The organism is Moorena sp. SIOASIH (assembly GCF_010671925.1).
Taxonomy (GTDB): domain Bacteria; phylum Cyanobacteriota; class Cyanobacteriia; order Cyanobacteriales; family Coleofasciculaceae; genus Moorena.
The window spans coordinates 201302-214656 of the sequence record NZ_JAAHIH010000001.1 but is presented as its reverse complement, the minus strand read 5'-3'; the positions used below and the strand labels follow the sequence as shown (position 1 = coordinate 214656).

The window sequence follows — 13355 nt, the reverse complement described above, 5'->3', positions numbered from 1 at the left end:
GAATTGCAGGAAAAGGCAAAAGGCAAGAGGCAAGAGGCAAGAGGGGTAAGAGTGTGGGAAGTTTGGGGAGATGGGGAGATGGGGAGATGGGGAGATGGGGAGATGGGGAGATGGGAAACATTTTTATAGCGTTTATGATACTGACGAGGTACAGTAAATTTTCGTCTTACCCCGACTCCCGACTCCCGACTCCCGACTCCCGACTCCCGACTCCCGATTCCCGACTCCCGATTCCCGACTCCCGACTCCTTAGACTATGAAATATTGTCTGTGTTCACGTCTTTTGAAATATAAGCAATTTGATCAGGAGGTATGGAAACGCCATACAATGCGATCGCTTGAGGAGGTTCCGGTGTAATCCCGATCACTCCTCCATAGAGGGGCTGAACTTCAATCGGTGGCTTTTTTATAGGTGGATAAATGGGATGTTTACGTTGCCATGGCCAACCACAGTAGCCTCTAAACACACCACCAACAAGTACTTCTAGGTCTTCTTCACTGAGATTCTTGAAATTATCGTCTAAATCTCTAAGCTTATTCTCATCAAGAATTTTAGCTGTGGTAGTTTCCAAGTCTTCTGGTGTGAAATCATAGCCAGCATCTCGCACCATGGTTTGGTAGTCTTCTGGACTTGCAGCATCTTCAAGCTGGCTACGGAAATTTTTATCAGCAGCTAAGCGCTTAAAGAAAAGGATTACAGTTTCTAAAAACATAAACTTTCTCCAACCATCAATACTATAAAGTCAGCTATCAGCTATCAGCTATCAGCTATCAGCTATCAGCTATCAGCTATCAGCTTTTGAATAAAACAAGTAAGCATTGGTTTAATAGTCACGAAAGTCACAGGCTAGAAGCCTGTGCCACGAAGCCTGTTCCACGAAGCCTGTTCCACAAAACTGACGGCTGACAGCTGTTCGCGCAGCGTGCGCGTAGCGCATATGCTTACACTATAAATTGAAACCCAATAGCACAAATTTGTCTCGCCAATCTGGCTAAAGTTACAAATCTAAATATTTTTTGATGGTTGACGGTTGAGAGTTTATCTTATACCCAATCAAGTAATTATAGTGGTTCTCAAATAGCTGAAATCCACGGAATTTTTTGCCTGTTCCCGATTCCCGATTCCCGATTCCCGATTCCCGATTCCCGATTCCCGATTCCCGACTCCCGACTCCCGATTCCCCACTCCCTTTTCTAACTGATTAACCGGACTTGATCTGACTTGGCTAGCTATAGCTTGGTTCATGTAGGGTGGGCAGTGCACCAGACAGATAATGAAGCTTGCAAAGCGCTTTGGTAGACACTGCCCACCCTACGATTAATGACTTGATCTGACTTGGCATCTTTTTTTTAAAACCTGGGAACTTTCACTTCACCTGTGCGTCTGGGGATGGTGTTTGGCAGGCTGTCAACTCTGATAACCAAGGAGTTGAGCTATCTAAAAAGAGTTATCTAAATCAGGAGAGTTGTGTTCTATGTCTAGTGCGTCTACTTGGAATTCCACAAGCACTGCCATGTTGCTGTTGGGAATAGTAACTGGTGTGACTGCGCCGATGGTAATTGCGGTTCCAAACCAAACTAGCTTTATTGATATTCAAGGTCATTGGGCAAAACCATTCATTGAAGGGTTGGCAGCAGAAAACCTGGTAAATGGATATGCCAATGGCACCTTTAAACCTGATCAAGCTGTTACTTACGCTCAGTTCTCTGCGATGGTGAGCCAAGCTTTCAGCGAAAATAATTTAGCCTTGCCCAAAACATTTGATCGTGAAGTGGCTGAGTATTGGGCAAGTCGTAACCTAACTGAGGAGGATAAATCCAACAGCCAACTACGTCCATCTTCGCCACTGTCTCGGGGACAAGTATTGGTGTCATTGACCAATGGTTTGGGTTTATACTCTAGCAGTTCAGTCAAGAACACCCTCTCTTCCTATGAAGACCTATCCCGAATCCCTGACTATGCCAAAGTTAGCGTTGCCGCTGCTACCGAAAAGGCTATGGTGGTCAACTACCCGAATGTGACCTATCTCGATTTTGGTCAACCTGCTACCCGTGCTGAAGTGGCAGCCTTTATTCATCAAGCTTTAGTGAATCAAGAGGTATTAGCTCCCCTGTCTAGTCAACATCCAGCCTCTCAATATATTGCTCAGCTGACGGTAGAGACTAAACCTGTGGGTGACGACAGCCTGATGGAATCAACTGAGACAACTGAAAAAACTGAGGGGACTGAGTCCACTGAGTCAATGACTAGTAAGGATGAACTTCCAGAAACTAAGGAATATCAAGTTTCCAAAGGCACAGTGATTGATGTAGCCTACACAGTATCAGACAAGGTGGCTGTGGAGCGTGGTGAAACCATTGATATGACGCTGTTAGTGGCTAAGGACATCAAAAATGATCAAGGAATAATCTTAATTCCAAAAGATAGCGAGATTGAGGGTCAATTAGTACCTCGGTATAGTGGTTCTGAGTTTCTTGGTACTCAGTTTGTGGCTCAAAAACTTAAAATTGGTGAATTATCCTATAACACCATCAATGCCACCTCGAAACTGGTTACTGATGCTAAGCCTGATGATACGGAGACACAAACATTAGAAGGTGCTGCGGTTAATATTTTGACTGGTGTTTTAACTGGTGGTAATTCTAATCAACAACCGGAGCAGCAAAATCCTCTGATCATTAATCCGGAAAATGACTTACCACTAACACTGGGTTCTGATTTATATCTGCAAGTAGCTACTAAAACGCCAGAAATGCCAGAAACCCCAGAAGCCCCAGAAGCTATGGACACTGAAGAAATCCCAGAAGCTATGGACACTGAAGAAATTCCAGCAACACCAGAAGCTCCAGCAGTTCTAGAAGCACCAAAACTTGAGCTTCCGCAAGTGCCACCCTTAAAAGTTCCAACTCGGTAACCAACCGACAAGGGTGCCTAGTTAAGGATTCAGAAGAGACATGCGATGGGCGAAGCCCCGCTTTCAGCGAACGCATGTCTCTTCCATTGTATTGACGCAAACGCTTAACAGTTAGATAGACTATCAATACTGAGGGGAAGCATCTCTCCGTTGATCGTCAGTCCTAATAACATGGGCTCTTGGGGTTCTATATACTTGCCAGTTAGTACACAACGCTCTTTGCGCTCAGCGATCGCTTGAATGGTGGCTCTGATATCAGACTTACAAAATTGAGGTCGATAATCACCAGACTTGTGCTGGACATAGTTCCAGAGAATATCTCGAATCAGAGCTTGATAGCCCTGACTGCCAGAAAGTTCTTTGAGTTTCTCTTTCAACTGTCGATCCAGACGGATGCTGGTAACTTCCATATCAGTGGTTGAGTTTTGACGGGTGAGTGTAGGCATTAATTTTTTCCTCCAAATATCTGGACATTCCCGTAATACAAGTGTAGTATTTAAAAAGCGGCTTGAAAATCGTTTTTCACAAATTTCGCCTTCAAACATTTCATCTTCTATGAGTCATCATTTAACCTCCTCCACCAAGTGCTCAGATATCAACTGCTTCGGCGGTTCGGGATTCGGGGCAATATGGGTGGAGCTTTTGTTTAGGGGCAAATATGACTCGATCGCACAGGGAACAGTCGAGTATAGAAGGCATTATTCAAAACCAGTCAATTGTCGGCCAGAGATAAATCTGAAACTAAATAGACACAGCGGGAGGTGTAGGCGAACGCTAGCAGTACTGACATAGCAATCAGCCTAGCCTAAAAAATCTTAAACGCCCCCGCTCCTGACAAACAGAAGCGGGGGTTTGGTTTATCAGGAGTCAAAGCGTGACAAGCATAACTGAGGTGTTGAGGCAATCGGTAGTGGTTTTTTCCAAAAACTACTTACCCATTAATCGAGTCAATATCAAACGAGCGATTGCTCTGTTGGTTACCGGGAAAGCTGAACCAATCGATTTCTTTGGTGGTAAGGGCTACAAAGTCCGTTCCCCTAGTGTGGTGATCTTGGTACCAACCCATATCCGCTTGATAGTTACCGAAACCGAACCAACTTGGCGAGTTCCTCCAGTAAATCGGCGGGAGGTCTTAAGACGGGACAAGCATCGGTGCCAATACTGTGGCAGCACCAAAAAGCTAACCCTCGACCATGTCATTCCTCGGTCAAAAGGCGGGAAACACAGTTGGGACAACGTCGTTACGGCATGTGAGGGTTGTAACAGCATTAAAGGCAACCGTACTCCCCACCAAGCGGGAATGAAATTACCCAGACAGCCCAAAGCACCCATGCATCCAGCTGTTGCTTTTGCGGAACAGTTTTGGCGTCAACAGCAAATCAATCGGTTAGAGGAGGAGGTTACAGGTAATGCTGAAACTGATTTATACCGAAAATAGCTTTTATCTAGAGCGTTTGGCTCAATCCCTAGAAGAATGGGTAACGACACGAACCCTTGTCTCGCTCCGTGCGGGTGCAAGTTTCTATATCGAACCCAGCACTGCGTCATTTTTGCTACCAGCTGACTTGCCCCACCTCAGGCAATTAGAGGTGTTTGTGCGGCAAGACCAAACAGATGCGATCGCATTATCGATTTGTGATGCGGAATATGTTGAAGTAAGCCTACAAGGCACCTGGCTAACGTCAGATCCAGAGGATGAAGAGGGAATTTTTGTAACAGCAATGAACTATGCTGTTGAGTTTTTTCTCGATCAGCTGTGGCAAGAGGCTAACCATCGGGCTTCTGTTCCGAAGGATTGATAAGGGGCGCACTTCGGTGTGCCTCTTTTTATAGCAATTTTCAATTAGGTGAAGTACTCCTCCTTGGTTTTAGGGAGTAGGGAGTAGGGAGTAGGGAGTAGGGAAAGAGAGGGAAGTGTGGGAGGTGTGGGGAGATGGGGAGATGGGGAGTCAGATCAGCGACTGGCGTTCCACGAGACTTACAAGGTTCCGACGCAGGTGACCCACAAAGAACCCAAACCACTCGCGCTTTGCATCAAGACAAAAAGATACTCTTAAGCCTCGAAAACTACTTCATCGCTCCCCCCTCTCCCCCATCTCCCCACACTTCCCCCTCTCCCCACACTTCCCCCTCTCCCCACACTCTTCCCTCTATTCCCTATTCAACATGAGTATGTCCATAGGCACCGATTTCTGGTTGAAACGGTACCACTTCCTGGTGTACATCTACCCCCAACTGCTCTAACATCCCTTGCAAAACCGGGTCAGGAGATAATCTTAAATAGCTAGCCGTTACTTCTAAAGGGACATGGCGATTACCCAAATGATAAGCAGCTCGCAGCAAATTCACCGGTTTTTGGGAGGTTACCGTGAGTACCGGTTCTGGTTTAGCAGCAATTCGGATCATTACCTTTGTATCTTCAGCTTCCAGTAAATCCCCATCCTGCAAGACACTGCCCCTAGGCAAGCGCAAATACAAATTTTCACCATCCGCTGTTTCAAAGCGGTGGCGAGTTCGGGTACGCTCCTCGGCTGTCAAGGAGAGGGTAAAGCCGACTTTAGTATTCTGATTAGCTCTGAGGCGTTTCGTAAAGGTGAGCATGGGCAATTGACCATTGCTGAATTCAGACTAAAATACCAATTAAAGTAGGGTGGACAAAGGTAAGCATTCAGCTATCAGTTATCAGTTATCAGTTATCAGTTATCAGCATTCAGCATTCAGCATTCAGCATTCAGTTATCAGTTATCAGCTTTTTAATAAGAAATAAAACAGGTAAGCATTGGTTTAATCTCAGTGAAGTCACAGGCTGGAAGCCTGTGCCACAAAGCTGAGGGCTGACGGCTGACGGCTGACCGCTTTTGCCCACCCTACAAGCTTGACATATTTTTAATTTTGTTGTATGCGAACTAGTTCATTGTGGATTCGCCGTTGTAACTTCTGATCGGATTGGGCGCTAACGGTAATTGAATTAAATCGAGATATGGTCAAGTCATGACTTTCAGCAATGGTTTTCGAGCGCTTACAGTAGTTTACAGCCAGATCTCGGATATTTCGACGTAGAGCTGCTATGGTTTTTACTTGGGTGCAGTTAATCTCAGGAACTATCTTGTCCTTGTCTTTGGTTAATTCCTGAATATCCTCGTAGACACCTTGACGATATTGATCGATCGCCAGAACAGCTTTGGCGTAATTCTTCAATTCCTGACTCTTTACTGCAGATGAGGCTACTGTGGGGATAGCTGCGGTGGTGTCAGGGTCTGGACTGGAAGAACATCCAACCAAAACCACTATCATTCCGGCAAGCCATCCCAAGGGATAGATAAATTTGGTCATTAGCGGTTTTCTCGGAGATAAGCGACCTGCACTGGCTAGCCTGTTCGCGCAGCGTCGGCTTTGCCGAAAGCTTGATTAGCCTATTTTTTACTATTGCTAGTGGCTAGCTATGGTTCCTTTGATGCTAACTATACCATTTATCAAATCGGTCAGGTACACAAGTTGTGGATTTTAGGGAATCGGGAATGGGGAATCGGAAATGGGGAATCGGGAATCGGGAATCGGGAATCGGGAACTTCGGATCAGGGAATAGCGATGCATGGAATCTTCGGTCACTGTTAGCAACAATTGTTAATTTAAATCCACTACAACCCTTATTTTGTAAAGCTTTAAAATTTCAAAAATTTAGTTTTTAGGCTAAATACTATCTCAAGTTCAAGACAAATTAACATAATGAGTACGGAAGACCCCTTTTTTGGAACTATAGCGTTTTCCATACTTATGAGGTACACAGGATTGTTTCCCACTTCCGACTTCCCTCTTCTGACATCATGTCAGGATAATTACCCTTAATCAAAATCTCCCCCATCTCCCCATCTCCCCATCTCCCCATCTCCCTATCTCCCCACACCCCACACCCCACACCCCACACCCCACACCCCACGCTTTTCCTAAAAACATATAATTATGGTTGAAGTTATGGTTGACGTTATGGTTCAAACAAATAAGTTGCTGATTCTTCGAGCTATGTATAGCTAAAAGCTACCGTCAAATTTTGCTTGTTGAATACGCACTAATTCACTTTGAATCTGTTCCCGTAAAGTTTGATTATCTTGCATCTCAATAGTAATTTCGTTGAATCGTTTATTTCCTCCTTCGGGAAAATACTTAGAGACAATTACCTCTGACTGTTGGCAGTAATCTTTAGCAATCTCTTGGGCGGTGGAGGGGAGCTTATTGATGCTCTCGGAGTCATCGCACAAAATTTCTGGTGGCTCTCCTAGGATTGTAGTAATTTTTTCATAGGCAGATGCGCGAAGAGGCTCTATTTCTAATAGAACTTCAGCATATTGAGTGACGTCATTAGAACTAATGTCAGAGGTGACATCTTGAGCATAGGCTGAAGTGCTAATCACAAGGGTATAAGAGTCTTCAGAAAGCTCAGGGATAAATCCAGATAGCAAACTAATAGCAGTAAGTCCTCCGACAAGTAGAGATTGGGAGAAAAGTTGGGTCAAGCTAAGTTTTAGAGAGTTAGGAGTGATCATCATGATAGATTAGGAGAAAAACAAACAATAACCAAAAGCACTAAGGGCTAGTTTAATGTGAATTAATTTATGGGGGATAAGTTCCTCAGAAGGCAAGATATTCTGGGGATTGGGAAGTGCAGACAGGATAAATATGAACCATGAGTATAAAAAGAATTTAACCTTCAATCTTAAAGCTAGCCTGGGTGAAGCCACTGACTGGTCTAAACTCTTCAACTGTTAAAGATTTCACAAAGTTGTATCACCTTAGTTTGTAATGTTGAAAGGGGGTCTGCTCCGGTTTTGAGGTTGAGGTCTAACTCCAGCAAGACCCCCAGAGTGGAGATAAGTTGCTTGGGGGAAAGGAACTCCACGTCTTGTTTGAGGAAGTAAACTCGTTTGGGGTTATTGATATTGGCGGTGCTAGCGATCGCATTTGGATCTGTCTGCCCCTCACTCACCAGCAACTTCACCCACAACCAGGTACGAAACTGGGTAATTAAGGTAGCGACAATCTTTAAAGGAGGTTCATTCTGGTTGATCAAGGCAGCCAACAACTCCAAGGCTTTTGCCCCATCCCCTTGCCGAATCGCCTCTGCCAGTTGCAAGGTATTTTGAGTATTAGCCACTACCAGGGTGGCAACGGTACTTTCTTGTAAGGGTTGGCTGTCATACAGCGCGTAGAGTCGTAATTTTTCCAGTTCGTTGAATAACTGTCGGGTGTCATTGCTAACGGATTCGGCTAAGAGTTCAGCAGCACTATTGGTTAGTTTGACTCCAAATTCAACGGAGTACGACTTGACCCGATGCACTAGCTGCTGGGTCTTCCAGGGGGGAATCAGAGCAAACTCTCGAATCTGGGCGTATTGTTGCAGTAATTTCGTGGACTTGAGTCGTGGATCTGGTCGATGGGGGGTAGTTAGTAACAAAACGGAGTGTTTAGGAATGACTGGTATAGTACGCTCTAATTCTGCCAGTAAATTGTCCGAACATTGCTGGCACAGCGTTGTATCGACTAACCACACTAGACGTCCACCCATGCCAAACGGAGGAGTCATTACTTGATTCAAGGCTTGAATTACAGCATCTGGTTGGTCTGGGGAAATTTTGTCATAGTTAAAACTAGCCCAGTTGGGGTCAACTAAGGATTGACGGAGCTTCTCCAGGGCTTGGGCCATGGCAAAGTCATCCTTTCCCCAATAGAGGTAAATTCCCATATCAGAACACGTAAGGGGGCAAAATTGGACGATACATATCAAAGTTATCTAAATCGGGTCACACGGCTGACCCTAACCGCAACCTATCAATCGCAGTTACTCAATATCCAAGAGTCACCCAAGTTTAAACGTCTCCCTAATGGCAGCAGAGAAGCTGCCCCTTTTCCTGGTTACACTGTAATCACACCACCGTGGGAGGAAGAGACAAATAATTCAGCATTCTATACTAACATGCAGCAGCTCCAAAAAGAGCTTCTTATGCAACTAGACCCGGGTTTAATGGTACCGATACCCCCGGATAGTTTTCATTTAACCCTGGCTGACTTGATTTGGGAAAATGCCTACCGAGATGCCACGGCTGAAAATCCACAGTTTGAAACTCAACTGCTTAAGTCGATACAGGCAAGTTTCGACAAGTCTGTCAGTATCAGCCAGGAAACGTCTTTAGCAAATGGTGGTAATCCCATTGGCTGGCAGCTATTGGGCTTAATGGTGATGCCCAGGGCGATTGGTGTATGTCTAGCGCCCAAGGATGAACAGGCATACAATCGCATTTCCCAGCTACGTCGGTGTATTTATCAAAATTCTGATTTAATTGCTCTAGGTATTGAACAGCAATACCATTTTACGGCTCACATCACTCTAGGATATTTCGGAGATATCCCCCAGGAGTTGGATAGCGATCGCATTAGCAACATCCTATCCGAGCTAGGTGGCCAAGCCTTAGAATTAGAAGGTAGTGTACTATCGATTCGGCAGGCTCAATTAAGGAAGTTTGACGATATGATGCGCTTCTACCGGAAACCGGAATGGCCAGTTTTGGAGTTTTGAATGCTTAAAGTGCTGAGTGTTTGAGTTGGAGCAGAATATGGCTTGGGGATTGAGATGAAAGTATCGATGCATCCGATTATGGAGCAAAGTTTTTCCATTATTGACCAACAGATTGGGGAGCATCAGTTTAATCGAGCTGAGTATGCTATTGTGCGCAGGGTAATCCATAGTACAGCTGATTTTGAATTTGCCCAACTGCTTCGGTTTAGTGAAAATGCGATCGCATCTGGTATCTCTGCACTGCGGCAGGGAATACCAATTGTTACAGATGTAGGAATGGTCAAACAGGGGATAGCTAGTATGGTGGCAAAAACCTTTGGTAATCCCCTGATCGCAGCAGTAGACCAGGCACCAGTGGCTCTGCCGGGAAAGACGCGCACGGAAACTGGTTTACTCCGATGTTTCGAGCAGTTTCCGGGGGCTATTTTTGTAATTGGTAATGCCCCTACGGCATTGTTGGCTTTATGTGAGCAGTTGTCCCACTCTCAGGTCAAACCAGCTTTGGTCATTGGCGCAACCGTTGGGTTTGTGTCAGTGCTGGAGTCGAAAGCTGCTTTGGCCAAGATATCCATCCCTCAGATTCGGGTTGAGGGAGCTAAAGGAGGGTCTCCAGTGGCTGCAGCTATTTTGAATGGATTGATGGTATTGGCTTGGGAAAGTGAGTAATAAAACATCCCAAAGGTCACCCATCCATGTAGTGGGCATTGGTTTAGACGGAGTAGCTAGCTTAACTGATCAAGTCAAGCAGCTGGTGGAACGAGCGACGCTATTGGTTGGAAGTCAGCGCCATTTGGGGTATTTTCCCAACCACCAAGGGTCACAAGTGGTATTGGGGAATTTTACTGACGCTATTGAATTAATTTGTAACCAGCTCGATGGTGCTGATCACGATACCCTAATCGTAGTGTTGGTGAGTGGTGATCCATTGTTTTTTGGCTTAGGACGATTGCTCCTAAGCCAACTTCCTCCCTCAACCCTGAGGTTTCATCCCCATGTCAGTGCGATTCAGCTGGCCTTCAGTCGGATTAAGGTGCCTTGGCAAGATGCAAGGGTAATCAGTGCTCATGGCCGTTCTATGGAACAACTAATCCCAGCCTTGAAGCAGGGGGTTGAGAAGATTGCAGTGCTAACGGATGGCACCAATACACCTGAAGCGATCGCAAAATTATTGCTAGCGCTAGATTTACCCAGTGGCTACCAGTTTTGGGTATGTGAAAATTTGGGAGGTATGGATGAACGGGTGCAATGTCTTGGTGTAGAAGCAGTGTTGAACCAGACCTTTGCGCCCCTGAATGTGGTGGTATTACTACGTCACGCTGATTCCCTTGACCAATCCCTGGATCCAGACTCCTTACCGATACTGGGATTATCAGATCAGACATTTACTAGTTTTAGCGATCGCCCTGGTTTAATTACCAAGCGAGAAATCAGGCTGCTGTTACTAGGAGAGTTAGCTCTCAAACCAGGGCAAACGGTTTGGGATATTGGTGCAGGAACAGGTTCGGTTTCCATTGAAATTGCTCGTTTATCGAAAACATCTCAGGTGTTTGCTATTGAAAAAACAGCAATGGGGAGTGCTTTGATTCAGCAAAATTGTCAACGTTTAGGCGTTACTAATGTTACCTCAATTCATGGTTCAGCACCAGATGTTTTGAAAGATTTACCAACACCAAATCGGATTTTTATTGGCGGTAGTGGTGGTAATTTACACTCAATTTTGGATTACTGTGATACTCGCTTAGAGCTCGATGGTATTTTAGTGTTAGCGTTAGCAACTGTAGAGCATATTAATACAGCCTATAGTTGGTTTGAGTCTAAACGTTTCCCCCCCTCCGAGCGCGGGATTAGAGCAAATTCCTTCCCCCCCTTATTAAGGGGGGTTAGGGGGGATTCTTTCCCCCCCTTATTAAGGGGGGTTAGGGGGGATCACTGGAATTATCAATGGTTACAGGTACAGTTATCGAAGTCGGTACCTGTGGGCAAACTAACTCGGTTTAATCCTCTCAATCCGATAACTATTTTGACAGCTTGGAAGTGCTGAGTTTGAGAGTTAATAAATTCCTTTTTCTTGCGCCTTGGTTTCAAAATATTCTATTACATCAATCCTCACAGGCAAAGTTACTGGTTGCATGAAGCCACCCCCACCTAGCTTTGCTTGAGGTGGGGGTGTCCTATGCTATCGTTTGAGGTTACCCATAGATCACATAAGACTGCCCGACTTCTAGGCAACCGAGTAGAACTTTTGCTACTACGGTTCTCACTGTCATTTCTGCGAGTGAGTTCTTGAATAGCTCTAGCTGCAATGTTGTAACTAGCGCTTAAATCAGCGTTGTATCGTTTACCGTTACTGAACCTAGCTAGAGCGTAATTTTTCCGATCACGCCAAACTGTTCCACTACCGTCATAAGCGTTACTAGATGTTCCTCGGGCAACTACATCATGAATCTTACCGCCAGATTCTATCCATTTCATTTCGGTTAATTCTCGAATTATAGACTTTAACCAACCGTGGAAACGCTGTTTAAGATTAGATTTCTTCTTCCCACCTTTGGGCTTCCAGTTTTTTAGATATTCAAAAGCGATAACCGAAACATTATACTCAATGCTGATCTCAACAATCCCCTTAGAGACTATCTGCGCTATTTGACGGTTAATGTGGCGACATTTCCGATAAGTATTCCGGCAAAAACCTTTGTGTAACCTTCCGCCTTTACCCATCGTTTTCGAGGCTTTTATTGAGACTGATTTCAGCTTCTTATCACGACGGTCTATGTCTCTTCCTGGGTGAATAAATTCACGATAAATTACAGTGCCATCGGACTCAACGACTGAAATAACAGCAGTTTTATTAATTCCTAGATCTACTCCTACTACACGATTAACTTCTTTTTTATGATCAGGTTTACAATGAAACGGAACCGATAACCACGCTTTCCCATTGCGTTGAATCAGCGACGGTGACAGCTGTTTGTTAGCTGGAATAGTATGTCGATTCCGAGTTGAAACGATCCCAACCGTTGTCCATACCCAATTTTTCCCGTTTAATACTTTGATTTGAATTTCTTCGAGGGAATCTAACCGATAACATTGACCTTGATAAAGCGCTGGATAACAGTTAGCTCCCATCGTCAGTAATGGTGGCTTAGCATCCCGTCTCTTCCGTGACTGTCCACATTGCCAGTCTCTATATCTCGTTACAAAGCTGCTAACTTGCCCCAAGGAAAAAGCGATAGCAGCACGACGATAATAAGACGGCAATTTATAAAATACTCGATTAAATATTTTATACTTAGGGTTAGGGTTTTTCTTGGTTTGGTGCATTAGCCGTTCTACGGCTGTAACGGCTTCTTTTGTATCTAAAGAACCGATTGTATCCCAATGGGTAAATAGGATTGAAGTCAAAAACTTACAGGCACGTTGATAAACAGAGATTGTCTCAGCAAACATTAATTGCTGAGGGGCACTTGGCTTAAGACTCCACTGATCGGTGCGAATAATTTTCTGTGACTTCTTTGCTATCATTCTTAGAGTATAGAACATCGACTATTGTGGTTTCAAGCCGTCTGGTGGTATGCCTGCCCATAGGGTGGGCTCTATTGAGATAGCTATAGTGTTGGTCACGAAGTCTCGTTATCCGGTGAGATCTGGTGATAAGCGAGTTAGACATAATCGATATAATCAATGGCATATGTCAAAAACACCGCTGCATACTTAAAGAAGCGAAAGCTGACTTAGTTAAAAATGACCACATCCAATTACTGTTACTGATAGATTTGGCACCAGATGTATCAATAAGCACAACAATCAGGGAGATGACGATTAATGATAAGTTGTTCCTTGACCCCCACTTGAACGAAGTGGGGGAATGCGTC

General features: G+C 44.7%; 17 protein-coding genes. 9 read left to right on the top strand and 8 right to left on the bottom strand.

Features of this window, described 5'->3' with window-relative positions; translation table 11 throughout:
• The first annotated feature begins 3 nt into the window (after positions 1 to 3).
• Both F6J90_RS00975 and F6J90_RS00970 read left to right on the top strand, forming a co-directional pair.
• Positions 4 to 129, top strand: coding sequence for a hypothetical protein (locus F6J90_RS00975; protein WP_293090671.1), 126 nt, complete (start codon positions 4 to 6; stop codon positions 127 to 129).
• Entirely contained in the window at positions 87 to 260 is a 174-nt protein-coding gene (locus tag F6J90_RS00970; RefSeq protein WP_293090670.1) for a hypothetical protein, read from the top strand. The genes F6J90_RS00975 and F6J90_RS00970 overlap by 43 nt, the downstream gene beginning before the upstream one ends.
• Here F6J90_RS00970 and F6J90_RS00965 read toward each other — a convergent pair.
• A complete protein-coding gene (locus F6J90_RS00965; RefSeq protein WP_293090669.1) occupies positions 255 to 713 on the bottom strand; it encodes a Nif11-like leader peptide family natural product precursor in 459 nt (152 codons plus the stop codon). The two genes, F6J90_RS00970 and F6J90_RS00965, sit on opposite strands and share 6 nt — an antisense overlap.
• Before the next feature lie 311 nt (positions 714 to 1024).
• Here F6J90_RS00965 and F6J90_RS00960 point away from each other — a divergent pair, with 311 nt between their 5' ends.
• Both F6J90_RS00960 and F6J90_RS00955 read left to right on the top strand, forming a co-directional pair.
• A complete protein-coding gene (locus F6J90_RS00960) occupies positions 1025 to 1198 on the top strand; it encodes a hypothetical protein (protein ID WP_293090668.1) in 174 nt (57 codons plus the stop codon).
• Between the two features lie 277 nt (positions 1199 to 1475).
• Positions 1476 to 2915 carry an S-layer homology domain-containing protein gene (locus tag F6J90_RS00955; protein WP_293090667.1) on the top strand — a complete coding sequence of 480 codons (1440 nt, stop codon included), beginning with the start codon at positions 1476 to 1478 and terminating at the stop codon, positions 2913 to 2915.
• 104 nt (positions 2916 to 3019) lie between these two features.
• Here F6J90_RS00955 and F6J90_RS00950 read toward each other — a convergent pair whose 3' ends face one another.
• A complete protein-coding gene (locus F6J90_RS00950) occupies positions 3020 to 3361 on the bottom strand; it encodes a hypothetical protein (protein ID WP_293090666.1) in 342 nt (113 codons plus the stop codon).
• A gap of 428 nt (positions 3362 to 3789) precedes the next feature.
• Between F6J90_RS00950 and F6J90_RS00945 the strand changes: the two genes are divergently transcribed.
• A complete protein-coding gene (locus F6J90_RS00945; protein WP_293090665.1) occupies positions 3790 to 4353 on the top strand; it encodes an HNH endonuclease in 564 nt (187 codons plus the stop codon).
• Entirely contained in the window at positions 4325 to 4714 is a 390-nt protein-coding gene (locus F6J90_RS00940) for an alr0857 family protein (RefSeq protein WP_293090664.1), read from the top strand. Before F6J90_RS00945 ends, F6J90_RS00940 begins: the two co-directional genes overlap by 29 nt.
• Positions 4715 to 4754: 40 nt before the next feature.
• Here the strand turns inward: F6J90_RS00940 and F6J90_RS00935 are convergent, their stop codons facing one another.
• From F6J90_RS00935 to holA, 5 genes are all read right to left on the bottom strand, one after another.
• Positions 4755 to 4937 carry a hypothetical protein gene (locus tag F6J90_RS00935; protein WP_293090663.1) on the bottom strand — a complete coding sequence of 61 codons (183 nt, stop codon included), beginning with the start codon at positions 4935 to 4937 and terminating at the stop codon, positions 4755 to 4757.
• Positions 4938 to 5072: 135 nt separating this feature from the next.
• The gene (gene ureE, locus F6J90_RS00930; protein WP_293090662.1) at positions 5073 to 5516 is read right to left on the bottom strand and encodes an urease accessory protein UreE; all 444 of its coding nucleotides are present in this window, start codon (positions 5514 to 5516) and stop codon (positions 5073 to 5075) included.
• A gap of 285 nt (positions 5517 to 5801) precedes the next feature.
• Entirely contained in the window at positions 5802 to 6248 is a 447-nt protein-coding gene (locus F6J90_RS00925; protein WP_293090661.1) for a DUF4168 domain-containing protein, read from the bottom strand.
• 695 nt (positions 6249 to 6943) lie between these two features.
• Positions 6944 to 7459: a DUF4168 domain-containing protein gene (locus F6J90_RS00920; protein WP_293090660.1), complete on the bottom strand. Its 516-nt coding sequence runs from the start codon at positions 7457 to 7459 to the stop codon at positions 6944 to 6946.
• Positions 7460 to 7668: 209 nt separating this feature from the next.
• On the bottom strand, positions 7669 to 8652 hold the full coding sequence (holA, locus tag F6J90_RS00915) for a DNA polymerase III subunit delta (RefSeq protein WP_293090659.1): 984 nt from the start codon (positions 8650 to 8652) through the stop codon (positions 7669 to 7671).
• Between the two features lie 24 nt (positions 8653 to 8676).
• Between holA and F6J90_RS00910 the strand changes: the two genes are divergently transcribed.
• From F6J90_RS00910 to cbiE, 3 genes are read left to right on the top strand one after another with little or no spacing between them, the layout of a single operon-like run.
• Positions 8677 to 9483 carry a DUF1868 domain-containing protein gene (locus F6J90_RS00910; protein WP_293090658.1) on the top strand — a complete coding sequence of 269 codons (807 nt, stop codon included), beginning with the start codon at positions 8677 to 8679 and terminating at the stop codon, positions 9481 to 9483.
• Positions 9484 to 9537: 54 nt separating this feature from the next.
• Positions 9538 to 10149, top strand: a complete 612-nt coding sequence (locus tag F6J90_RS00905; protein WP_293090657.1) for a cobalt-precorrin-8X methylmutase — start codon at positions 9538 to 9540, stop codon at positions 10147 to 10149.
• On the top strand, positions 10142 to 11524 hold the full coding sequence (cbiE, locus tag F6J90_RS00900) for a precorrin-6y C5,15-methyltransferase (decarboxylating) subunit CbiE (RefSeq protein WP_293090656.1): 1383 nt from the start codon (positions 10142 to 10144) through the stop codon (positions 11522 to 11524). The genes F6J90_RS00905 and cbiE overlap by 8 nt, the downstream gene beginning before the upstream one ends.
• Before the next feature lie 104 nt (positions 11525 to 11628).
• On the opposite strand, the gene F6J90_RS00895 is transcribed toward cbiE, so the two are convergent.
• On the bottom strand, positions 11629 to 13005 hold the full coding sequence (locus F6J90_RS00895) for a transposase (RefSeq protein ID WP_293090655.1): 1377 nt from the start codon (positions 13003 to 13005) through the stop codon (positions 11629 to 11631).
• Between the last annotated feature and the right edge of the window lie 350 nt (positions 13006 to 13355).

Bases quoted from the DNA above. Each gene is read 5' to 3' on its own strand.
- F6J90_RS00970 (WP_293090670.1), top strand. From the start codon at position 87: ATGGGGAGATGGGGAGATGGGGAGATGGGAAACATTTTTATAGCGTTT.
- F6J90_RS00965 (WP_293090669.1), bottom strand. From the start codon at position 713: ATGTTTTTAGAAACTGTAATCCTTTTCTTTAAGCGCTTAGCTGCTGAT.
- F6J90_RS00955 (WP_293090667.1), top strand. From the start codon at position 1,476: ATGTCTAGTGCGTCTACTTGGAATTCCACAAGCACTGCCATGTTGCTG.
- F6J90_RS00950 (WP_293090666.1), bottom strand. From the start codon at position 3,361: ATGCCTACACTCACCCGTCAAAACTCAACCACTGATATGGAAGTTACC.
- F6J90_RS00940 (WP_293090664.1), top strand. From the start codon at position 4,325: ATGCTGAAACTGATTTATACCGAAAATAGCTTTTATCTAGAGCGTTTG.
- ureE (WP_293090662.1), bottom strand. From the start codon at position 5,516: ATGCTCACCTTTACGAAACGCCTCAGAGCTAATCAGAATACTAAAGTC.
- F6J90_RS00925 (WP_293090661.1), bottom strand. From the start codon at position 6,248: ATGACCAAATTTATCTATCCCTTGGGATGGCTTGCCGGAATGATAGTG.
- F6J90_RS00920 (WP_293090660.1), bottom strand. From the start codon at position 7,459: ATGATGATCACTCCTAACTCTCTAAAACTTAGCTTGACCCAACTTTTC.
- holA (WP_293090659.1), bottom strand. From the start codon at position 8,652: ATGGGAATTTACCTCTATTGGGGAAAGGATGACTTTGCCATGGCCCAA.
- F6J90_RS00905 (WP_293090657.1), top strand. From the start codon at position 9,538: ATGAAAGTATCGATGCATCCGATTATGGAGCAAAGTTTTTCCATTATT.
- F6J90_RS00895 (WP_293090655.1), bottom strand. From the start codon at position 13,005: ATGATAGCAAAGAAGTCACAGAAAATTATTCGCACCGATCAGTGGAGT.